Raw genomic sequence first — 20735 nt, 5'->3', positions numbered from 1 at the left:
CTACCAGCGACCCGGCTCGACGGTGGCGCGCTCCCCCGGCGGCAGCGCGTTGTAGAGCCGCATCGAGCCGCGCGCCGCGCCGTCGGCGGCCGGGTCGGCGTAGAAGGAGAGCACCGTGACCGAGGCCGGCGAGAGCTCCATGCGGTAGACCGCCTCGAGCGGCGCGCCCAGCGCGTGCGCGACCAGCGTCTTGATCGGGGTCACGTGGCTGACCACCACGACGGTGCGCCCGGCGTGCTCGGCGAGCACCCGGTCGAGCCCGGCCAGCACCCGCTCGCGCACGGTGCCGAAGGACTCGCCCCCGGGCGGCGCCACGTCCATCGAGCCCAGCCAGGCGTCGAGGCCCGCCTTGTCGCGCTCGGCGACCTCGGCGAAGGTCAGCCCGTCCCACTCGCCGAACTCCATCTCGGCGAAGCCGGGTTCGACCTCCACGGTGCGCTCGAGCCGCGCGGCGACCACCTCCGCGGTCTCGCGGGTGCGGCGCACGGGCGACGAGACGACCGCGTCGACCCGTTCGCCGAGCCCGGTCAGCCAGTCGGCGGTGTCGCGGGCCTGGGCCAGGCCCTCCTCGCTCAGGGCCGGGTCGTCGCCGCCGAGGCCGCCGGAGAAGCGCTTGGCCGCGGTGTGGCGGGTGACGCCGTGGCGCACCAGGACCAGCGTGGTGGGCGGGGCAGTGGGGCCGCTCCAGCCACGGTGCCCGGCCTGGTCGCGGGGCTGCTCGCCTCGGGTCGCGCCCGGTGACTCGATCTCCTCGATCAGCGACTCCTCGTCGGGCGCCTCCTCGCCGGGGGCGTCAGCGGGGAGCGCCGGCTCGGCCTCGGCCACCACGACGCCCTCGCGCACCCCGTCGAGCGCCTCGTTGGCCAGGCGGTCGGCGTGCGCGTTGCGGGCCCGCGGGATCCAGGTGTACGTCGTGCCCGGGGGTGCGACCTCGCCGGCCTCGGCGGCCAGCACCCGCATGTCGGGGTGCTTGATCTTCCAGCGGCCCGACATCTGCTCCACGACGAGCTTGGAGTCCATCCGGACCTCCACCTCGGCGCCCGGGGCGTGCTCGACGGCCAGGCGCAGCCCGGCGACCAGCCCGGAGTACTCGGCCACGTTGTTGCTGGCCACCCCGATGGTGCGGGCGTCCTCGGCGATGACCTGGTCACTGGCGGCGTCCTTCAGCACGGCGCCGTACGCCGCCGGGCCGGGGTTGCCGCGCGAGCCGCCGTCGGCCTCGACGACGACGCGCGAGGTCACAGCCCTGACTCCGCGGTGCGCACCAGGATGCGCGTGCACTCCTCGCAGCGGACCACGAGGTCGGCCGGCGCGGAGCGGATCACCGAGAGCTCGGCGTTGTCGATGCTGAGCTGGCAGCCGGTGCAGCGGCGCTGGTGCAGCATCGCCGCGCCCACCCCGCCCTTGTTGGCCCGCAGCTTCTCGTAGAGCGCGAGCAGGTCCTCGGGCAGCCCGTCGACCGACGGGCCGCGCTGGGCCTCAACGTCGACCAGCTGGGCGTCGATGGCGGCGACCTTCTCGTCGCGAGCCGCGATCAGCTCGCCGAGCCGCACGTCGGCCTGCTCGAGGAGCTTGGTGACCGAGTCGAGCACCGACTGGGCCTCCTCGAGACGCTCCATCACCTCGATCTCGTCGTCCTCGAGGCTGGCGATGCGGCGCTCCAGCGACTCGAGCTCGTGGCCGAGGCGCTCGAGGTCCTTGGGGTTGCCGACCTGGCCGGTGTCCATCCGCTGGCGGTCGCGGGCCCGGCGGGCCTTGACCTGCTCGACGTCGGCGTCGACCTTGGCCTGCTCGGCGCTCAGGTCGTCGACGACGATCCGGGCGTCGCGGGCCTGGTCGTCGAGCTCGTTGCGGTGGGCCTGCAGCTCGGTGATCTCGGCGATCTCGGGCAGGGCGCGGCGCTGGTGGCGCAGCTGGTCGGCCCGGGAGTCGAGCTCCTGGACCTCGAGCAGGGTGACCTGGGCGGTCGGATCGGCTTTCAGCGGTCTCTCCTGGCTGTGGGGTGTGCTGTGTGTGCATCGGGGCGGAACGTCCACGGGTCGGTGCACCGGGTGCTCACGCGGGTCTCCACCGTAGCGCCCCGCTCGCCCACCAGCGCCGCCCGGAGTCGCGCCTCGAGCACGGGCAGCCAGGTCCACTCCGCCGCCCAGTGCGCGACGTCGACCAGCGCGGGCCCGTCGTGCTCGAGGAACTCCGAGGCGGGGTGGTGACGCAGGTCGCTCGTGACGTAGACGTCGGCACCCCCCGAGCTCCCCATGTCGAGCACCGTGTCGAGGAGGAAGTCGCCCGCGCCGCCGCAGACCGCGACCCGTCGCACCTCGCGGTCGGGGTCGCCGCCGACCCGCACGCCGTGCACCGTCGGGGGCAGCACCTCGGCGACCCGGGCGGCGAAGGCGGCCAGCGACATCGGCTCCACCGTGCCGACCCGACCGGTGCCGGTGCTCGACAGGCCGGGGTCGGCGAGCTCGACGACGTCGTAGGCCGGCTCCTCGTAGGGGTGCACGGCCAGCATCGCGCGCAGCACCTCGCTGCGGCGCGAGCGGGGGGCGACGACCTCGACCCGCTCCTCGGGCACCTCCTCGAGGTCACCGACCGTGCCGATGGTCGGGGTGGCCCCGGGCAGCGGGCGGAAGCGGCCGACGCCCTCGACGGTGAACGAGGCCGACTCGTAGTCGCCCAGACGCCCCGCGCCCACCTCGGCGAGGGCCGCCCGCAGCCGGTCGGCGTCGGCCACGGGCACCAGCACGCCGAGCTTGTCGAGGGCCGGGCGCGGCGCGGTGAGGATCGGGCGCAGGTCGTCGAGCCCCAGCGCCAGGGCCAGCGACTCCGAGACCCCGCCCTCGGCCTGGTCGGCGTTGGTGTGGGCGGCCAGCAGCGCGCAGCCGGCCCGGGCCAGCGTGTGCAGGGTGCGTCCCTTGGGTGTCTCGGTGGTGAAGCCGTGCACGCCCTTGAGGAACAGCGGGTGGTGCACCACCAGCAGGTCGGCGCCCCAGTCGGCGGCCTCCTGCGCCACCGCCGGCGAGGGGTCCACGGCCATCATGATCCGGCGTACCGGCTGGGCGGGGTCGCCGTGCACCAGCCCCACGCGGTCCCAGGAGTCGGCGGTGCCGGGCGGGTACCACCCGTGCACCAGGTCGACGACGTCCCTCAGCGTGGGCTCCGAGCTCGTGTGCATGACAGGAGGCTATCGGCGCCGGCACCGGCGCCGGGCCCGGCGCCTAGGGTGGCGTCATGCCCGTCGTGAAGATCAACGCCATCTCCGTCCCGCCGCAGGCCGGCCCCGAGCTCGAGAAGCGCTTCGCCGCCCGTGCCGGCGCCGTCGAGGGCTCCCCCGGGTTCCTGGGCTTCCAGCTGCTGCGCCCCACCGCGGGCGAGGAGCGCTACTTCGTCGTCACGCACTGGGAGGACGAGGAGTCCTTCGCCGCGTGGCGCGACGGCGGCGCCCAGGCCGCGCACGCCGGCGAGCGGGCCAAGCCCGTCGCCAGCGGCGCCGACCTGCTGGAGTTCGAGGTCGTCATGGACGTCCGCCCCTCCTGAGCATCCCCGCGGGTCAGTTCACCTGGCGCTGCTGGCCCTCCCAGTACGGCGCCCGCAGCTTGAACTTCTGCAGCTTGCCGGTGGCGGTGCGGGCCAGCTCGTCGCGGATCTCGACCGACGTCGGGGCCTTGTAGCCCGCGGCGCGCTCCTTGCACCAGGCGATCAGCTCGGCCTCGGTGGCCTCGGTGTCGGGCGCCAGCACGACCAGGGCCTTGATGGTCTCGCCCCACTTCTCGCTGGGCACGCCGATGACGGCCACCTCGGCCACCGCCGGGTGCGAGAAGAGCACGTCCTCGACCTCGATGGACGACACGTTCTCGCCGCCGGTGATGATCACGTCCTTCTTGCGGTCGCTGATGGTGAGGTAGCCGTCGTCGCCGACCACGCCACCGTCACCGGTGTGGAACCACCCGCCGGCCAGGCAGCGCTCGCTCTCCTCGGGCTGCTCCCAGTAGCCCTCGAGGCAGACGTTGGAGCGGGCCAGCACCTCTCCCTGGTTGTCGGGCTCCTCCGAGATCGCGAGGCGTACGCCGAGGGCCGGGGCGCCGGCGCGGGTCAGCCTCGCGGCCCGCTCCTCGGGCTCCAGGTAGTCCCACTCGGCGCGACCGCGGTTGATGGTCAGCAACGGGGAGGTCTCGGTGAGGCCGTAGATCTGGATGAACTCCCAGCCCAGCTCCTCCTCCACCCGCACGACCGTCTTCGTCGGCGGCGGCGCGCCGGCCATGATGATGCGCACCCGGTCGCGCCCGGGGATCGGCCCGTCCCACTCCTGGGCGGCCTCCAGCACGGCGGCCGCGACCGCCGGGGCGGCGCACATGACGGTGACCCCGTGCTCCTCGACACGGCGCAGGATCTCGGCGCCGTCGATCTTGCGGATCACCACGTGCTTGGCGCCGGCCTGGGTGGCCACGAAGGGCCAACCCCACCCGTTGGCGTGGAACATCGGCAGGGTGTGCAGGTAGACGTCGCGGTCGCTGACACCCGCGTGCATCCCGAAGGTCACCGCGTTGGTCCAGATGTTGCGGTGGGTGATCTGCACGCCCTTGGGCCGCGCGGTGGTGCCCGAGGTGTAGTTGATGGTCGCCGTGGCGTTCTCGTCGGGCTCCCAGGGCCGCGGCTCGCTGCCCTCGGGTGCGTAGATGAGGTCGTCGTCGCCGATGACGAAGCGGTGCTCGGCGGTGACGTCGCGCAGCTCCTCGTCGATCTCGGGGTCCACGACCAGCACCCGCGCACCGGAGTGGTCGACGATGTACTGCACCTCGTCGGGGCGCAGCCGGAAGTTCACCGGCACCAGCACCCGCCCGTAGCCCGCGACCCCGAAGAACGAGGTCAGCAGCCGCGCGCTGTTGTGGCTGACGACCGCCACGCGCTCGCCGACCCCGATGCCAAGCTCGTCGAGCCGCGCGGCCTGGCGGGCCGCGAGCCGGGCCATCTCGCGGTAGGTCAGCCGGCCCTTGTCGCCCAACGGCTCCGCGGGCTGGTCGGGCTCGTCCACCACCCCGACCCGGTCGCCGTAGACCTGCACGGCGCGGTCGATGAAGTCCGAGACGCTGAACGGGACGATCATGTGGCTCCTCCAGTCAGTGGTGTGACGCCGACCACTCTAGGCAGGCGACCAGCAGCGCGGCGTACGCCGCCGGGGCCGGTACGCCGAGCGGTGCGGGTGCGGCGACGAACGGTCCGCCGCCCTCTCGCCGGCTGTAGCCTTGGCCGACCCCAGCTCACCACCCCAGCCCGCCGCCTGCACCGGAGACCGACCATCACGCGCGAGCAGCACCCCACCCGGCCCACGAGCACGCTCGTGTGGTCGCGGGCGGCCGTGCTCGGTCCGGTGGTGCTGGTCTCGGGCGCGGTGTCCCACGTGGCCGCCGACGGCCGGCTGCCGTCGGTGGTGCCGATGGTCCTGGTGCTGGCGGCCTGCACCGTGCTGAGCGCGTTCTTCCTGCGCTCGCGGGCCAGCGCGCTGCGGCTCGTGGCGCTGCTCGTCGGCGGCCAGGCCGCCACCCACCTCCTGCTGTCCGTGACGGCCGGCCACCACGGCGCCGGGTCGGGCGCATCGGGCCCGAGCCCGGCACCCGGCTCGTCGGCGGGCCCGGCCCTGCAGGTCGTCGCCGACGACGGCGGACGCCGCGTCGGGTCGCTGGCCGACCACTTCGACGCCGCCTCGGCGGCCGGCGGCCGCGCGGGTGAGGCCGTGACGGCGGGGCCCCTCGCCCAGGCCTCGGCTCACCTGGTCGAGCACACGCTCGCCCAGGGCCCGCTCATGCTCCTGGCCCACACCCTGGGCGCCGTCGTGCTCGGGCTGTGGCTGGCGGTCGGCGAGTCGGCCCTGTGGCACCTGCTCGTCCTGGCGTCCGTGAAGGCACGGGTCGCAGCGACCCTGCCTCTCGCGCTGCTGCCGCTGCACGCCTCCGCCCTGGGCGGCCTCGACGCCTCCCGTCGGCTGCCCGTGCCGCCGCTGCTGCTCCTGCCGCTGGAGCGCACCCTGCCCCACCGTCTCGTCACCCGTCGCGGTCCTCCGTTCCTCCTCGCCGCCTGACCCGCACCGCCGCCGGCGGTGCTTCCCGCGCGCTGCCGCGCGCCCCCGTCGTACGAGGAGAACCCCATGACCCGCACCACCCGCACCAACCGCACCGCCCCTGCCCGCGGCCGCGTCCGCCGGCTCGTCCCCGCGGCCGCCCTGGCCCTCGCCCTGGGCACCGGCCTGGCGTCCTGTGGCGACGAGGAGCCCACCGGCTCGACGGACTCCACCTCCGAGACCACCGAGCAGGCCGGCTCCGTCACGATCGGCGACCCCTGGGTCCGCGCGACCGTCGGCGCCGAGGACACCTCCATGTCGGCCGCGTTCATGACCATCGACAACGACGGTGAGCAGGACGTCACGCTGGTCGGCGCCAGCACCGAGGTCGCCGCCATGGTCGAGCTGCACGAGATGTCGATGGTCGACGGCGCGATGGCGATGCAGGCGATGCCCGACGGCCTGGTCGTCGCGGCCGGCCGCGGCAAGGTGCTCGAGCCCGGTGGCTACCACGTGATGCTGATGGACCTGCAGGGCGAGCTGGCCGCCGGCGACGAGGTCGAGCTGACCCTGGAGTTCTCCGACGGCAGCGAGCAGGCCCTCACCGCGCCCGTGAAGGAGTTCACCGAGGAGGAGGGCCATTACCACGAGCCCGGCACCGGCGAGCACGACCACTCGTGAGCCCGGCTCCCCGCGTCAGCCGTCGCCGGCTCCTGGGGTACGTCGGCAGCGCCGGTGTCGGCGCCGCTGCCGGCGCGGGAGCGGTGCTGGCCGTCGGTGCCGAGGACGCGGCCCCCGCGTCCTCGGCACCCGCACCGGCCGCGCCCGGCCGCACCATCGAGCCCTGGGGCGCCCACCAGCCCGGCGTCGCCGCGCCGCAGGCGGCCGTGAGCGAGCTGGTCGCCCTCGACCTGCTCCCCGACGTCGACCGGGAGGCCCTGGGCCGGTTGATGCGTCTCTGGACCGGCGACATCGAGGCCCTCGCCGCCGGTCGCGGCGCCCCGGGCGACCCGGCCCCCTGGTTGTCCCAGCCGGCCTCAGACCTGACCATCACGGTCGGGGTCGGGCCCGGAGCCTGCCGGCCGGGGCTCTTCGGGGCCGGTCCCCCGGGCTTCGGCGACGTGCCGCCGATGCGTCACGACCGGTTGCAGGAGCGCTGGAGCGGCGGCGACCTGGCGGTGCTGGTGGCCGGCCGCGACGGCACCACCGTCGCCCACGCCGTACGCCGCCTGGTCGCCGACGCAGCGCCCTTCGCGCGGGCGCGGTGGCGCCAGGTGGGCTCGTGGAACCCGACCGACCCCACGGGCCGTCCCCAGACCGGGCGCAACCTCTTCGGCCAGGTCGACGGCTCCGGCAACCCGCAGCCCGGCACCCCGCTCTTCGACGCCACGGTGTGGGTGCGCGAGGGCCGCTGGGCCGGGGGCAGCAGCCTCGTGGTGCGCTGCATCCGGATGGACCTCGACACCTGGGACGAGCTGACCCGCGACGAGCAGGAGCGCTCGGTCGGGCGGACCCTGGCCGACGGTGCGCCGCTGACGGGCGGCCCGGAGCTCCACGACCTCGACCTCGAGGCCCGGTCGCAGGGCCGGCTGGTGGTGCCGGCCGACGCCCACGCCCGGCGGGCGCACCCCAGTCTCCACGGGGGCCGGCGGATGTTCCGCAAGGGCGCCAACTACACCCGCGAGGTGGAGACCGGGCAGGGCGTCGAGGTGGAGAGCGGGCTGGTGTTCCTGGCCTTCCAGGCCGACCTCGCCGACCAGTTCGTGCCGGTGCAGCAGGCGCTCGACGAGTCCGACCAGCTCAACGACTGGACCACCGCCATCGGCTCAGCCACCTTCGCGGTGCTGCCGGGCTTCGAGCAGGGCTCCTGGCTGGGCGAGCAACTCCTCACCTGACCCGCGAGCCGGCGCCAGTTCCGCGCGAGCCGGCGCCAGTTCCCCGCGAGCCGGCGCCAGTTCACGTCGTACGCCGCCGTACGCCAGGAACTCACGCCGGCTCGGCAGGAAGTCACGCCGGCTCGCGGAACCCGCAATGCACTCGAGCCGGCTCGTCGATGACGAGCCGGCTCGAGGCAGGCAGAAGAACCAGGTGCCGTGCGGCCGCCGCTCCCTCCACGGCGGCCACAGGTGTCTCCGGCTCGGGGCCGGAGCGATCAGGGTCAGCGGGCCTCGGCGGCGCGCTGGGTGGCGTCGAAGACGAACTTCACGGTGTCGGTCTTGAGCTGGAAGGTGTTGTCGGCCGCCTGGGGCAGGGCCAGGGTGATCCGCAGGTTCGAGACCATCGCGGAGCCGTTCAGCGCCGCGGTGACCTGGGCCAGGTCGCGGTTCGCACCGAGCACGGGCACCGACGCGACGATCGAGGTGATCGGGCCGGCGCAGGTCATCTTCTTGGACTCAGCGGCCTTGACCCACGCCGTGGCGCACTGGTCGATGGACAGCTGCAGACCGTTCCTGGCGTCGCTGGTCAGGATCGAGGGCGCCGCAGCAGCCGAGGTCGTGGTCAGCGCCACCGACCCGAACCCCTCGGTGGTCCCGGCCCGGGTCAGCTGCACCGCACGCTCCACGGCGTCGCCGGGCACCAGACCGACCGCGGCCATGTCCAGGCCCTGCGTGCCCTGACCGGCCAGCTCGATCTTCGTCTCCCCCGACGCCACCGCCTCGGTCGCCTCAGTCGAGGAGGTGAACGAACCGAACGTGCCCAGACCCGCCACCGCGGTCGCACCAGCGACCAGCGCCACCGACGCGACGACACGAGTGAGGGACTTGCGCGAGGAAGATGTGGGGTTCGAGGCCATGAGGGAGGTCCTTGTCTAGAGGCCGGCGAGTGCCGGTCCGGGGGCGATGAACCAAACTCTGACGCCCCCACCTCAAGCCACCACCCGGCAAAGACCCCCCGTTCCCACAAGCAACCCGCAAGACCACAAGACCACCCCCGACCCGGCCGGTTCAAACGAGCCGACTCGCGGCGCACGGCGCCGTACACCAGGAACTCACGCCGGCTCGGCAGGAACTCGTGCCGGCTCGGCGAGGAAGTCACGCCGGCTCGGCAGGAACTCGTGCCGGCTCGGGGAGGTGTCAGCGCTGCCAGACCCGGCGGCGGGGGCCGGAGGGCGGGTCGCCGGCCGGCGACTCGGTCTGGGCCCAGACCCGTCGCCAGGTCGCCACGTCGGGACCTCCCGGGTCGGGCGTCGAGCCGGTGGCGCGTCGGCGCTGGGCCTCCCACCAGGTGGTGCTGTCCTCGTCGAGCAGCGCCGCGACGGCCTCGCGCACCCGCGGGGCGTAGTCGCGCACCGTCTCGCCCTCGCGGGCACGCAGCGGCTCGCCGAAGCGCACGGTCAGCTGCCGGCGCCCGCCCTCGTCGCGCCCGGGCCAGCCGGCCCCGCGCGGCATGGCGGCGAAGGTGCCGCGGTGGGCCACCGGCACGATCGGTACGTCGTGGGTGTGCGACAGGTAGGCCGCACCCATCCGGAAGGTGTGCATCCAGCCGTCGCCCGAACGGGTGCCCTCGGGGAAGATCACCAGGCTCCAGCCGTCGGCCAGCACCTCCCCCGGCGTCGCCGACATGGAGCCCCCGCGGCGGTCGATGGGGAAGGTGTTGAACAGCAGCGACGAGCCCACCGCGCGCCACCAGGTGTCGAAGAAGTAGTCGGCCGCGGCGGCCACGGCCGTGCGCCGGCGCCACTCGTCGGGCAGCGAGAGCAGCAGCAGCGGGGTGTCGAGGTGGGAGGCGTGGTTGGCCACGAAGATGACCGGGCCCTCGACCCGGTCGAGCACGTCGAGGCCCTCGACCCGGGTGCGCACCTGGGAGCGGAAGACCGGTTCGAGGCCCACCTTCTGGGCCACCTCGCGCGCGGCGAGCGCCGGGCGACGCCGCGCCCAGTCGGAGCCGAACACCTGCGCGCGCACGGGCTCGACGTACGGCTCGGCCGATCGTGGCACCTGCGAGCGGCGCCCCCAGCGCCAGCCGCGGGCGGTGCGGCGCACGTCGTCGACGCCCTCGCGCAGGAACCCCATCAGTGCCTCCTCAGACCCGCACGTCCGCCAGCAGGTGCGGCGGGTTGTGCAGGTAGGTGATGGAGGGGCTGGTGCCGACGGTGCCCGAGGCCATCTCGAGGGCGTCGGCCAGCGTCGAGGCCGCCCGGAAGCCGAGCCGGGCCGCGGCGCGCCGGTCGCCACCGACCCAGATGACGTCGCCGACGTGGTCCATCGCGTGCGCCGCCCAGTACCACATGTAGAAGGGGTGCACCCCGTGGTAGGCGTGCGAGGTGCGGTAGAGGTGGCGGTACCACGGGTCCTCGGCGAACTGCCGCTCGTACTTCTCGCCGATCACCGCTGGGTCGGTGGTCTCGGCCAGCACCTCCTCGTAGAAGTCGACGTACGACGGGTGGTGCAGCTGGTTGAAGCCCTCGTCGAGCGGGTGGTAGAGGATCACCGCGCCGCCGCGGCGCACCACCGGGTGCCCGCGGTAGGAGTTGAAGTAGTAGCCCAGGCCCATGCAGGTGGCCAGCACCGGGTTCATCGAGCTGTCGACGTTGTAGGGGCCCAGGTAGGGCACGCCCATCACCAGCACGTCGGAGGTGCCCTGCACCTCCACGAGCTGCTGGCGGTGCACCCGGGCGAGGGTCTGCTCGTGCACGGCCTCGACCTCGCCGGCGGCGATGCCGGTGAGCCCGTAGGGCGCGCGCAGGTCGTGGAAGAGCTTGTGCCGCAGCTTCTGCGGCGCCAGCGCGAGGCCCCGCCGGGCGGCGAGCATCGAGGCCTGGTCGCGCACCGACCACTCCCACTCGCGCTTCATCAAGAACTCGTAGGGGCGCGGGAAGACGTCGTTGTTGAGCGTGGTCTCGACCTGGAAGACCGGCACGGTGTCCTTGATGACCCGCCCGATCCGCCACGCCGACTGGTGCATCGCCGACTTCTGGTGGTCCATGAAGGAGCGCGAGTGCACCATCGTGTGCGCGTTGTGGTGGTGGCGCAGGCTCTTGTACGACGCCAGCCCGATGCCGACCGACTTGTGGCCGCCGTCCATGGCGACCAGGTTCACGTTGACGTAGACCAGCAGGTCGGACTCCGCCGCCCGCTTGCTGATCTCGATGTCCTCGCCGCGGTCGGTGGTGCCCAGGTGGGTCAGGGCGTCGCGGTCCTCGGCGTCGAAGTTGTAGAGCTTGCCCTGGGGGTGGAAGGAGCGGAAGACCCGCTCCCCGACGATGTGCTCGAGCTCGGCCGCGGTCATCCGGCGGTGCAGCGCGTTGGCGGCGATGATCTCCACGTCGTCGACCCCGGCCTCGGCGGCCATGGTCAGCACCTGCTCGATGATGCGTTGGCGGATGTCGGGTCGGCGCATGCTGGGCAGCGGCAGCGACACGTCGTCGAAGGCGATCGTCAGCCGCATCCCGGCGAAGAGCCGCTCGGGCAGCGGGTCGCTGTCGACGGGGTGCAGCAGCGCCTCGCGCACGGCGCCCTCGACGTCGGCGATGCCCGGCAGCGACTCGGGCGGGTAGATCACCCGGGTGCCGAGGGGGAAGTCCTCGAGCCGGAAGCCGAGGCCCTCGTGGACCACCAGCGGCGGGGTGCGGTCGTCGACCTCGAGCACGAAACCTGGTCGGGTCACTGGGCGCTCCTCATGGTCCTCACTGCGGTCCTCACTGGGATCATCACTGCGATCTCCTGGGGTCGAAGGCCACCTTCACGGTGCCGAGGCGTCCGGTGGAGTGGGCGTGGTCGAGGGCCTCGCGCCAGCGGTGCAGCGGGTAGGCCGCCACCCCGTCGGCGACCCTCGAGAGCGCGTCGTGCCCGGCCAGCTCGAGGGCGGTCGCGAAGGCGCTGCGCCCGCCCGGCTCGGCGCGGGCCGAGGCGTAGCTGCCGACCACCTCGAGCTCGCGGAACCAGGCCGCCGACAGGTCGGCGGGGCGCGGCATCCCCGACAGCACCACCCGGCCGCCGGCGCGGGTGGCCTGCAGCGAGGTCTCCAACGACTGCTTGCTGCCGACGGCGTCGAGGGCCACGTCGACCCCGCCGAGCAGGTACGCCGACGACAGCTCGGGTCGCAGCTGGAAGGCGCCGGTGGCGCGGCGTACCCGCCGCAGCACCTCGTGGGGGGCCACCACCTCGCTGGCCCCCAGCGCGAGCGCCAGCTCGCGCTGGTGCGCGTGCTTGGCCACGACCAGGATCTCGCCTGCCTGGGTCAGCTCCCGCAGGGCCAGGGTCACGAACAGGCCCACGGCCCCGGCTCCGCTGACCAGCACCCGGTCGCCGGGCGCCACCCCGGCGCGCAGGGCTGTGTGCACCGCGCAGGCCAGCGGCTCGGCGAGCAGCGCCTGGGCGTCGGTGAGGGCCTCGGGGACCGGGTGCAGCTGGCTGCGGTGGGCGCTCAGCTGCTGGCCCCACCCGCCTCCGGTGTCGTGGCAGAAGCCGGTCTGCAGCCCCGGCGAGACGTCGCCGACGGTGATGCGCGAGCAGCGGTTCGTCGCGCCGGCCGCGCAGCCCTCGCAGGGCTCGACCCCGCGTGCCGCGCAGGCCAGCACCGGGTCGACGACGACCCGGGTGCCGGCGGGCAGGTCGTCGCAGTCCTCCGCCAGGTCGGCGACCACCTCGTGGCCGGGCACGAAGGGCAGCGAGACCAGCGCCGAGAAGTACAGGCTGGTGCCACCCGAGAGCATCGACAGGTCGGAGCCGCAGATGCCCGAGAGCCGGGTGCGCAGCCGCGCCCAGCCCGGACGGCGCACGACCGGGGCCTCGATGGTGGCCAGCCGCAGCGGCGCGGCCACCCCGGAGAGCAGGCCTGGCATCCGCGGGCCCACGGCCCGCCCGACCACGGTGCGTGGCAGCGAGCGGAACATCTCCAGCGCGAGCATCATCGGCGTGCTCCCGCCGGGTTGAGCCCGCGGCTGGCCGAGGGCGGGCTGGCCCAGTCGACGATCGTCCAGTGGTGCCGGCGCGCGTGCCGGTAGAGCGACACGTCGGGGCGCACCGCCACCGGGTGCCCGGCGGCCGCCAGCAGCGGCAGGTCGGAGTGCGAGTCGGCGTAGGCGTAGGAGCGGGCCAGGTCGACGCCGTTGCGGGCGGCCCAGTCGCGCATGAACGCGGCCCGCGACTCCCCCACCACCGGCGAGCCGGACAGGTGCCCGGTGCAGGTGCCCGACCCGTCGACGGCCAGCTCAGCGGCCTCGATGTGGTCGAAGAGCGGCGCCAGCGGGCGGGTCAGCGGGCGCACGGCCCCGGTGATCAGCACGGTGCGGTGACCGGCGCGCCGGTGCTCGCGCACCCGTCGTACGGCCGCCGGGGCCAGGCGCGAGAGCACGTGGTCGCTGAGCAGCTCGTCGACCACGGCGTCGAGGTCGTCGAGCCGGGCGCCGGCGTACTCGCGGTAGACCGCGCGCAGGAACGCGCTGCGCTCGCGGCGCTCGGCGCGCACCAGCGACGGCACCCGGGCAGCGACCCGCGCCAGCTCGGCGAAGCGGCCCGCACCGTCGAGCTCCTGGAGCCGCATCCACAGGTAGGTCTCGATCACGTTGGAGGACAGCAGCGTGCCGTCCATGTCGAAGAACGCGGCCACCTCGCCGGCGCCGCTGCCCTCCGTCCCCGCACGACCCGACACCTCGGGCAGCCGATCGCCGCCGGCGCTGGGCCCCCGGGCGCCCTGGCGACGGGCGCGGAGCTCGTCGAGGCGACGCACCGGCGCCGTGACGGCCGGGCAGTGGATCTCGCGCAGGTAGACGGGCCAGTCGATGGTGGCGGTGTCGAAGGCGAAGGTGCGCTGGTCGTCGGGCGAGAGCCGCTCGCGCAGCGCCGTCGTCGCGTCGTCGGAGAAGCGCAGCTCCGCCTGCGCGTACTCCTGGTAGAGCGTCAGGTAGCGGCGCAGGAACTCCAGCCGCCGCCCCCGCCGGTCGAGCTCGCGGGCCACCTGGCGGGTGCGGTCGCCGCGCGGCGCGTGGCCCACGACGTAGTCGGCGACCTTGAAGGCCCGCTCGCTGGTGGTCAGCAGCCGGTCGACCGAGGCCGCGCCCGGGAAGCGCCAGTCGGGCAGCCGGGCGGCGCCCCGGGCGCCGACCTGGAAGGGGTGCTCGTCGAAGTAGGCGCGCACGTGGGAGTAGAGCTCGCCGAAGGTCAGCGGGTTGCGGTCGCCCGAGCAGACGTGCAGGTACGCCGCCTCGCCGGGCTCGGGCGGGTGCGCCAGGGCCGCGACGATCGCCGAGGCCACGTGGTCGACCGGCACGATGTCGACGATGGTGTCGGCGGCGGCGGGGAACTCCGGCAGCTCGCCGCGGCCGTAGGCCAGGATCAGCGGCTCGGCCATCTTGAACCCCTCGATCCAGCCGGCGTGCGGGCGGTCGAGGGCCGACTCGATGATGCTGGGGCGCAGCACCGTGACCCGGTGACCGGCCCGCGCGTGCGCCTCGACGACCCGCTCGCCAAGCGCCTTGGTGAAGGTGTAGCAGTCGGTCCAGCCCAGGCTGCGGGCGCGCTCGGTGCCGACCCGCACCAGCTCGGCGGAGACCCAGTCGCGACGCGCCTGCTCGGTGGCCGTCGCCGCGGTCAGCAGGCCGGCGCGCGAGTGCGCCTTCTCGGCCCTGCGCCGGGCGGCCTCGAGGACCTCCGCGCTGCGGCTGCGGTGCTCGGTGTCGCGGCGCTGGGCCAGGCCCCACGCCAGCTCGGCCTCCAGGTCGACGTCGTGCTCGACCGGCGCCTCCGGCACGTGCCCGCGGCGTCTCCCGGCGACGTACGCCGTCGAGACGTGCAGGTAGTGCACGTCGCGGCCGGCTTCCCGGCCCGCCTCGACCACCCGGGCGAGCAGGTCGCGGGTGCCGACCACGTTGGTGGTGAAGGCCTCGTCGACCGGCGGGTCGAAGCTGACGTCGCCGGCGCAGTGCACCACCGCGTCGAGGTCGCCGGGCAGCGGCGGCACGTCGGCCAGGTCCCCCTCGACCACTCCCAGCCGGGAGGCGAGCAGGGCCTCGACGCCGCCGGCGTCGGCGACCGCCTGCGCGAAGACCGGCTTCTCCAGCAGCTTGGCGATCCGCGCCGCGCCGCCGGTCGAGCCCTTGGGGCGCACCAGGAGGCTGACGCGCACGTCGGGCACCTCGTGCAGCAGCAGGTGCAGCAGCGCCTCGCCGACGAAGCCGGTGACCCCGGTCAGCAGCAGGTGCCGGCCCGCGAGCCTGCCGGCCACCGACCCGGACGGTGCCTGAGTCATGCGTCCTCCTCGCCGCGGGCTGCGAACCCGCACGCGCAGCACCGTACAGACGTACGGCGCTGCGCGGGAGGGGGCTCAGGCCGGCCAGGTGGCCCAGGTGACCTCTCCGCCCCGCACCACGACGTCGAGGACGACGTCATCGGTGCCGGGTGCGTAGAGCAGGTAGCCGCCCTCGTGCAGGTCGGGGAAGACCACCGAGGGCGAGATGCCCGCCGGGGTACGCCGCGGCACCACCGCGACGTGCCGGCGGTGCGGGTGCCCGTGCCCGTGGTCGTGCCCGTGCCCATGGTCGTGCTCGTGGGAGTGCGAGTGCTCGTGGCGGTCGCGACCGTCCACGGGGTCGATCTCGACCTCGTAGCCGACCAGTGCCGCGGGCATGTCGACGACGAGGGCCCCCACGTCGCCCCCGATGTCGAGCAGCACCGAGCCCTCGCCGGCCCACGGGTTCTCGTCGAGGTTGGCCTGCAGGTGCCTCGGCAGGCTCGTCTCGTCAGGACCCGCGGGGCCGCTCCCCGGGACGGTCGCGACCCCGGTCACGACGCCTGCGTCGTGCCGGGCTCGGTCTGGTATCCGCCACCGGGCAGACCGAGGTAGGGGAACTCGCCCAGCAGCGGCGAGTTGGTGTACTCCGAGCCGTCCTCGACCGCGGCGGCGGCGTCGTCGGGCTTGTAGGACGGGTCCACCAGCGGGATGGTGAGCCCGGCGATGGCCCGCAGCTCGATGGTCGTCACGTTGTCCTCGAGCCGGCGTCCGTTGGGGAAGCCGGCGGGGTCGCCGCCGACGAGACCCAGCGGGTTCGGGTCCTTGCTCGGCGGGATCGCCACGTTGAGGCGCAGCATGTCGGAGGGCACCGGGCCGGTGTAGTTCTGGAAGCCCGGCACGACGCCCTCGGGGATGCCCGTGAGCAGGATCGCGTGCAGGTCGGCGCGACGCTTGTCGTAGGCCTCGAGGTTCGGGAAGACCCCCGGGTAGAGCACCGGCAGCAGACCGGCGAGCTCGGGCTCGTAGACGAACTTCTGGTACTTGCTGTCGCCCGAGGGCTCGCGGCTGTTCCAGAGGTCCTTCTCGGCCATCGGCACCACGACCTCGTTGAAGAGCGGGTTGCCCAGGCGCGAGACCTGGCGCCACTTGCCGAAGTCACGGTAGGTGCCGGTCTTCTTGTTGAAGACCCGCGAGGTACGCCGGCTGGCCGTGGCCCACACACCGATGGTCGAGGTGGCCGACATCGGGTCCGAGGGCGTGGAGCCGTCCCGGGTCAGCTCGTCGATCGGCACCTCGATGGCGATGGTGTGCACGTTGAAGGACTGCACCGAGTTGATGCCGTCCATCGCACCCATCGGGATCAGGTGCGCCTCGTTGAAGGGGCGCAGCGCCCCGAGGTCGAAGATGGAGCCCAGGTCGACCCAGAACGCGTCGGCGCGCTGGCCCGCGAAGACCTTGCGCCCACGCGGCAGCTGGTGCACCGCCTGCTCGCCGAGCTTGGCGTAGTCGGGGGTGGAGCGCTTGCCGACGTTGACCGGCGGGCAGGGCAGGTTGCTGCCCAGCGTCGTCGTGTCGTTGCCCTTGACCCGCTTGACCGAGTAGCTCTGCGGCCGGTTCCAGGACTCGTCGTCGATGTTGTTGATCTGACCGGTGTTGTAGAGGAAGGTCCGGTCGTTGCGCACCTTGGTCTTGAACTTGAACTGGTAGCTGATGTCGGCCTGGGCCGTGCCCTTGTTGGAGACGTGGATCTCGTAGAGCACGTCGTCGCCGAACTCGAAGAAGTTCGGGCCCGAGTCAGGCTTCTGCAGCGGGATGAAGTTGGCGATCAGGACGACGTTGCCCGGGTTGGCGGGGCTGCGGAACGCGTAGACATCCGTGCTGTCGGCCACGGGGTCCTTGGAGATCTCGGGTGCTTCGCGGTGGGACGACATCTCACTTGCCTCCCATCGCGGCGAGCAGGCGGGTGACGAGGTCGCGGTCGCGCACGACCACCTCGTCCTCGCCGATCATCAGCGTCACCCGGTCGGAGCGGTGGTCCTCGACATAGGCGACGAGCGGCTCCTGGGCGCTGATGCGGCTCGGGCGGGAGGCCGCCGAGGCCGCTCCCCCACCCATGAGTGCTGCTGCTCCGACCGCGGCGCCGGCACCTGCCACCGCGATCACGTTCCTTCTGCTGGTCTCACTCATCCGAGTTGCCTCCACGGGTCTGCGACCGCCCCTGGTGAGGCGGGTCACAGGTGCTTCGGCACGCTCACCCTCCCGGATGGGACGACACGGCGATTAGTTTCTCGCCGGCCGTCGCGGTGGTGGGCGCAGAGGGGATCGAACCCCCGACCACCTCGTTGTAAGCGAGGTGCTCTACCGCTGAGCTATACGCCCCGGAGCCCGCACGGAGCGCACCGCGGGCGGGCCACACACTAGACGCTCACGCACGCGGGTCGGAAATGAGTCGAACCGCTGGCGTCTCGGGTCACCAGCGGTTCGACGATGCCAAGGCTACGGGGTGCTCGACGCGTCCGTGAGGACTCTCCACGATTCGCGGCGGATTTTGCCGGCAGCGGTCCAGACCAGGACCCCGGACTCGTACCGGGGACGGCGCTCAGGCCAGGGCCGTGAGCTCGCGCAGGTGCTCGTCGAGGTCGCGTCCGTCCGGGTTCGCGTTGTGCACCGCCCACCGCACCAGGCCCTGCTTGTCCACCACGTACGACGAGCGACGCGGCGCCCCGGCGACCTCGTCGAAGACGTCGTAGGACCGCGCGACCTGCCCGTGCGGCCAGAAGTCGGAGAGCAGCGGGAAGTTCAGGCCGTCGGCGTCGGCGAAGGCCCGCAGCGCGAACATCGGGTCGCAGGAGATGGCGAGCACCTCGGTGTCGAAGGTCATGAACTCCGCGAGCCGGTCACGCACCCCGGTCATCTCGCTGGTGCACACCCCGGAGAAGGCGAAGGGGTAGAAGAGGATCGCCACCGCCTTCACCCCGCGGTACGACGACAGGGTGACGTCCTGGCCGAACTGGTCGCGCAGCGTGAAGTCGGGGGCCGGGCCGCCCAGGGTCAGGCCGCGCTCGTCGGTGTGGTGCTGGCTCACGCGTCCTCGCCCCGCAGGTCCCGCTTGAGCACCTTGCCGGTGGCGTTGCGCGGCAGCTCGTCGAGGAAGACCACCTCGCGGGGCACCTTGTAGCGCGCAAGGTGCTGCTTGACCCATCCCTGGACGTCCTCCTGGTCGAGCCGGGCGCCGTCGCGGACCACCACGAAGGCACGCAGCCGCTGGCCGTAGTCGTCGTCGTCGACACCGACGGCCGCCACCTCGGCGACGTCGTCGTGGCGGGCGATGCAGTCCTCGACCTCCTGGGGGAAGACGTTCTCGCCGCCCGAGACGATCATGTCGTCGTCGCGCCCCTCGACGTAGAGCCGCCCGTCGTCGCCGATGCGGCCCATGTCACCGGTGGCCATCAACCCGTCGACGACCTCCTTCGAGCCGCCGCCGGTGTAGCCCTCGAAGAGCAGCGTGTTGCCGACGAAGATGCGCCCGGCCTGTCCTGCGGGCACCTCGGCGCCGGTCTCGTCGAGCACCTTCAGCACCGTGGCGTACGGCGCCCGGCCGGCCGTCGAGGGCGCCGCGCGCAGGTCCGCGGGCCCGGCCACGGCGGCGTAGGCGACCTCGGTCGAGCCGTAGGTCGAGTAGAGGTTGTCGCCGAAGCGGTCCATCCAGGTCAGGGCGAGGTCGCCGGGCAGCGCGGAGCCGGACGACGCGACTACCTCGACGCGGGAGAGGTCGTGGGCGTCGAGGACCTCGTCGGGCAGGGCGAGGATGCGCTGCAGCATCACCGGGACCACCGCGACGCTCTCGCAGCGCTCCTCGGCGATCGTGCGCAGCGCCTCCTCGGGCTCGAAGCGGCGCCGGAGCACGAGGGTGGAGCCCAGCAGCATCGCCAGGGCCATGTGGGCGAAGCCCCAGGTGTGGAAGAGCGGGGCGGCCACGTGGCAGCGCCACCCGCGCCGCAGCGGCATCGCCGAGAGCAGGGCCACGGCGGCGTCGACGCCGGCCTCGCTGCGCGGCGCGCCCTTGGGGGTGCCGGTGGTGCCCGAGGTCAGGATGACCGTGCGCCCGTGGCGCGCGGGCGGCTCGAGGTCGCTGCTGTCGTGGGTCGCGACGAGCCGCTCGACGGTGTCGGCGCCGTCCGGGAGGTCGCGCTCGTCGTCGACGAAGGCCACGACGCGGCGCTGCACGTCGGCCTCCCCGAGCAGGTCGAGGAACTCCTGGTCGTGCACGACCGCGGCGGGGCGGTCGCGCCCCAGCACCTCGACCAGCTGCGGCCCGGCGAAGGCGGTGTTGAGGTAGAGCGCGTCGGCCCCCAGCTTGGCGGCCGCGCAGGTCACGTCGAGGAAGAAGCGGTGGTTGCGGCACATCACCGCGACGGCGTCGCCCTCGCCGATCCCGCGCTCGCGCAGGGCCCGGGCCAGGGCGTTCGAGCGCCGGTGCAGCTGGCTCCAGGTGAGCTCGCCGAGCTCGTCGACGACCCCGACGTCGTCGGGGGCGCGCACGGCCAGGGAGGCGAACCCGCCGGCCGGGCCGGTGCCCCAGTCCTTGAGCACCTTGGCCAGCCTGGCCAGGACCACCGGTGAGTAGGGGCGCAGCACGCCCGCGCGTGCCAGCACGCGCAGGCTGGTGCCCGCCGATCCGGCGCTGGTGAGCAGCGTGGAGATCATGACGTCCGATCTGCCGGGGCCACCCCGCGACCCGCGGCCGGGGCGGGACGGTCGTGGCCGGGGGTGTGGCCGGACCTGGGTCAGGCGGGGGTCTTGGGGGTGACCAGGCGCGTGGCGGCCCAGTCCTTGCTCACGGTCGCGGTGGTGGTCTGCGCGAGGCCGGCCACGGGGGCGGCCTCGGCGACGTCGGCGGGGTCGACCGACCCCGGTCGTCCGATGCGCGGGGTGAGCAGCCAGATGGCGCCACCGCCGACCAGGTCGGTCAGGGCGTCGACCAGCGAGTCGACCAGGTCACCGTCGTCGTCGCGGAACCAGAGCACGACGGCGTCGACGACGTTGCCGTAGTCACCGTCGACCATGTCGGCGTCGATGGCGTCCTCGATGGCCACCCGCAGCGCGTCGTCGGTGTCGTTGTCCCACCCGAGCTCTTGGACCACCATTCCCTTGCTGAGGCCGAGGCGCTCGGCCGGGCCTGAAGGGGTGCCTGTCTGGGTGGACCCGCCACCCGCGGTCGAGCTCACTGAGACCTCCACGTCGTCACACCCGCGGCACCGCGCCGCAGGGTAGTGCGGACAGTCCAGCGGAGTTGGGCGGGCGACGCAACCTCCCGCGCGGGTGACGAGCCTCCTGCGCTGGCGTCGGCGCACCCGCCCCGAGGCCGTTCGGGACCCCTCTCAGGACGCCGGTGACCGCATACAGGACATACCGACGGGTAGATTTCGGTTCGCCGGTCTGCGTGCCACGATGGACGAGTGACCGACGACTCAGCTCCTGCAGCAGGCACCTCCGCGGACGCCACCGA

Annotated in this window: 19 protein-coding genes and 1 tRNA gene; 4 read left to right on the top strand and 16 right to left on the bottom strand. The window is 73.6% G+C overall.

Going from position 1 to position 20735, the window contains the following annotated elements:
• The 3 genes from QWJ41_RS04585 to QWJ41_RS04575 are packed head-to-tail and all read right to left on the bottom strand — an operon-like array spanning window position 1 to window position 3175.
• Window positions 1-1242 carry a bifunctional RNase H/acid phosphatase gene (locus QWJ41_RS04585; RefSeq protein WP_302705987.1) on the bottom strand — a complete coding sequence of 414 codons (1242 nt, stop codon included), beginning with the start codon at window positions 1240-1242 and terminating at the stop codon, window positions 1-3.
• On the bottom strand, window positions 1239-2036 hold the full coding sequence (locus QWJ41_RS04580) for a zinc ribbon domain-containing protein (RefSeq protein ID WP_302705985.1): 798 nt from the start codon (window positions 2034-2036) through the stop codon (window positions 1239-1241). Before QWJ41_RS04580 ends, QWJ41_RS04585 begins: the two co-directional genes overlap by 4 nt.
• Window positions 1979-3175 (bottom strand): Nif3-like dinuclear metal center hexameric protein, encoded by a 1197-nt coding sequence (locus QWJ41_RS04575; protein WP_302705983.1) that lies wholly within the window; start codon window positions 3173-3175, stop codon window positions 1979-1981. The genes QWJ41_RS04580 and QWJ41_RS04575 overlap by 58 nt, the downstream gene beginning before the upstream one ends.
• A gap of 56 nt (window positions 3176-3231) precedes the next feature.
• Between QWJ41_RS04575 and QWJ41_RS04570 the strand changes: the two genes are divergently transcribed.
• Complete coding sequence (locus QWJ41_RS04570) at window positions 3232-3537, top strand: antibiotic biosynthesis monooxygenase family protein (RefSeq protein ID WP_193670246.1); 306 nt, start codon at window positions 3232-3234, stop codon at window positions 3535-3537.
• A 13-nt stretch (window positions 3538-3550) separates the two neighbouring features.
• On the opposite strand, the gene QWJ41_RS04565 is transcribed toward QWJ41_RS04570, so the two are convergent.
• Window positions 3551-5104, bottom strand: coding sequence for an AMP-binding protein (locus QWJ41_RS04565; RefSeq protein WP_302705980.1), 1554 nt, complete (start codon window positions 5102-5104; stop codon window positions 3551-3553).
• A gap of 234 nt (window positions 5105-5338) precedes the next feature.
• Between QWJ41_RS04565 and QWJ41_RS04560 the strand changes: the two genes are divergently transcribed.
• The 3 genes from QWJ41_RS04560 (at window position 5339) to QWJ41_RS04550 (ending at window position 7950) form a co-directional block, all read left to right on the top strand.
• Window positions 5339-6076 carry a hypothetical protein gene (locus tag QWJ41_RS04560; RefSeq protein ID WP_302705978.1) on the top strand — a complete coding sequence of 246 codons (738 nt, stop codon included), beginning with the start codon at window positions 5339-5341 and terminating at the stop codon, window positions 6074-6076.
• Window positions 6077-6142: 66 nt separating this feature from the next.
• Window positions 6143-6736, top strand: coding sequence for a copper chaperone PCu(A)C (locus QWJ41_RS04555; protein ID WP_302705976.1), 594 nt, complete (start codon window positions 6143-6145; stop codon window positions 6734-6736).
• A complete protein-coding gene (locus QWJ41_RS04550) occupies window positions 6733-7950 on the top strand; it encodes a Dyp-type peroxidase (RefSeq protein ID WP_302705974.1) in 1218 nt (405 codons plus the stop codon). The genes QWJ41_RS04555 and QWJ41_RS04550 overlap by 4 nt, the downstream gene beginning before the upstream one ends.
• A 263-nt stretch (window positions 7951-8213) precedes the next feature.
• Here the strand turns inward: QWJ41_RS04550 and QWJ41_RS04545 are convergent, their stop codons facing one another.
• The 12 genes from QWJ41_RS04545 to QWJ41_RS04490 form a co-directional block, all read right to left on the bottom strand.
• Entirely contained in the window at window positions 8214-8849 is a 636-nt protein-coding gene (locus QWJ41_RS04545; protein ID WP_302705972.1) for a hypothetical protein, read from the bottom strand.
• A 280-nt stretch (window positions 8850-9129) separates the two neighbouring features.
• Window positions 9130-10068 (bottom strand): lysophospholipid acyltransferase family protein, encoded by a 939-nt coding sequence (locus QWJ41_RS04540; protein WP_302705970.1) that lies wholly within the window; start codon window positions 10066-10068, stop codon window positions 9130-9132.
• A 10-nt stretch (window positions 10069-10078) separates the two neighbouring features.
• Complete coding sequence (larAH, locus tag QWJ41_RS04535; protein WP_302705969.1) at window positions 10079-11662, bottom strand: NPN-dependent hydroxyacid isomerase, LarAH14/15/16 family; 1584 nt, start codon at window positions 11660-11662, stop codon at window positions 10079-10081.
• 43 nt (window positions 11663-11705) lie between these two features.
• Window positions 11706-12908 carry a zinc-dependent alcohol dehydrogenase gene (locus QWJ41_RS04530; protein ID WP_302705968.1) on the bottom strand — a complete coding sequence of 401 codons (1203 nt, stop codon included), beginning with the start codon at window positions 12906-12908 and terminating at the stop codon, window positions 11706-11708.
• Window positions 12905-15244 (bottom strand): HAD-IB family hydrolase, encoded by a 2340-nt coding sequence (locus tag QWJ41_RS04525; protein WP_302705967.1) that lies wholly within the window; start codon window positions 15242-15244, stop codon window positions 12905-12907. Before QWJ41_RS04525 ends, QWJ41_RS04530 begins: the two co-directional genes overlap by 4 nt.
• A 75-nt stretch (window positions 15245-15319) precedes the next feature.
• A complete protein-coding gene (locus tag QWJ41_RS04520; RefSeq protein ID WP_302705966.1) occupies window positions 15320-15781 on the bottom strand; it encodes a hypothetical protein in 462 nt (153 codons plus the stop codon).
• The gene (locus tag QWJ41_RS04515) at window positions 15778-17157 is read right to left on the bottom strand and encodes a DUF4331 domain-containing protein (protein WP_302705965.1); all 1380 of its coding nucleotides are present in this window, start codon (window positions 17155-17157) and stop codon (window positions 15778-15780) included. Before QWJ41_RS04515 ends, QWJ41_RS04520 begins: the two co-directional genes overlap by 4 nt.
• A gap of 1 nt (window position 17158) precedes the next feature.
• On the bottom strand, window positions 17159-17413 hold the full coding sequence (locus QWJ41_RS04510; RefSeq protein ID WP_302705964.1) for a hypothetical protein: 255 nt from the start codon (window positions 17411-17413) through the stop codon (window positions 17159-17161).
• A gap of 117 nt (window positions 17414-17530) precedes the next feature.
• Window positions 17531-17605, bottom strand: a tRNA-Val gene (locus QWJ41_RS04505).
• Window positions 17606-17825: 220 nt separating this feature from the next.
• Complete coding sequence (locus QWJ41_RS04500) at window positions 17826-18311, bottom strand: peroxiredoxin (RefSeq protein ID WP_302705963.1); 486 nt, start codon at window positions 18309-18311, stop codon at window positions 17826-17828.
• Window positions 18308-19933: an AMP-binding protein gene (locus QWJ41_RS04495; protein ID WP_302705962.1), complete on the bottom strand. Its 1626-nt coding sequence runs from the start codon at window positions 19931-19933 to the stop codon at window positions 18308-18310. The genes QWJ41_RS04500 and QWJ41_RS04495 overlap by 4 nt, the downstream gene beginning before the upstream one ends.
• Before the next feature lie 80 nt (window positions 19934-20013).
• Complete coding sequence (locus QWJ41_RS04490; RefSeq protein WP_302705961.1) at window positions 20014-20454, bottom strand: DUF3052 domain-containing protein; 441 nt, start codon at window positions 20452-20454, stop codon at window positions 20014-20016.
• Between the last annotated feature and the right edge of the window lie 281 nt (window positions 20455-20735).

This window comes from Nocardioides cremeus (genome assembly GCF_030518195.1).
In the GTDB taxonomy this organism is placed as follows: Bacteria; Actinomycetota; Actinomycetes; order Propionibacteriales; family Nocardioidaceae; genus Nocardioides; species Nocardioides cremeus.
Note: the sequence above shows the minus strand (reverse complement) of the source record. Positions and strands in the feature narration are given on the sequence as shown.

What these genes read in the sequence shown, in the direction of transcription:
- QWJ41_RS04565 (WP_302705980.1), bottom strand. Translation starts at nt 5,104, where the DNA reads ATGATCGTCCCGTTCAGCGTCTCGGACTTCATCGACCGCGCCGTGCAG.
- QWJ41_RS04570 (WP_193670246.1), top strand. Translation starts at nt 3,232, where the DNA reads ATGCCCGTCGTGAAGATCAACGCCATCTCCGTCCCGCCGCAGGCCGGC.
- QWJ41_RS04495 (WP_302705962.1), bottom strand. Translation starts at nt 19,933, where the DNA reads ATGATCTCCACGCTGCTCACCAGCGCCGGATCGGCGGGCACCAGCCTG.
- QWJ41_RS04510 (WP_302705964.1), bottom strand. Translation starts at nt 17,413, where the DNA reads ATGAGTGAGACCAGCAGAAGGAACGTGATCGCGGTGGCAGGTGCCGGC.
- QWJ41_RS04515 (WP_302705965.1), bottom strand. Translation starts at nt 17,157, where the DNA reads ATGTCGTCCCACCGCGAAGCACCCGAGATCTCCAAGGACCCCGTGGCC.
- QWJ41_RS04525 (WP_302705967.1), bottom strand. Translation starts at nt 15,244, where the DNA reads ATGACTCAGGCACCGTCCGGGTCGGTGGCCGGCAGGCTCGCGGGCCGG.
- QWJ41_RS04540 (WP_302705970.1), bottom strand. Translation starts at nt 10,068, where the DNA reads ATGGGGTTCCTGCGCGAGGGCGTCGACGACGTGCGCCGCACCGCCCGC.
- QWJ41_RS04555 (WP_302705976.1), top strand. Translation starts at nt 6,143, where the DNA reads ATGACCCGCACCACCCGCACCAACCGCACCGCCCCTGCCCGCGGCCGC.
- QWJ41_RS04575 (WP_302705983.1), bottom strand. Translation starts at nt 3,175, where the DNA reads ATGCACACGAGCTCGGAGCCCACGCTGAGGGACGTCGTCGACCTGGTG.
- QWJ41_RS04530 (WP_302705968.1), bottom strand. Translation starts at nt 12,908, where the DNA reads ATGATGCTCGCGCTGGAGATGTTCCGCTCGCTGCCACGCACCGTGGTC.
- QWJ41_RS04545 (WP_302705972.1), bottom strand. Translation starts at nt 8,849, where the DNA reads ATGGCCTCGAACCCCACATCTTCCTCGCGCAAGTCCCTCACTCGTGTC.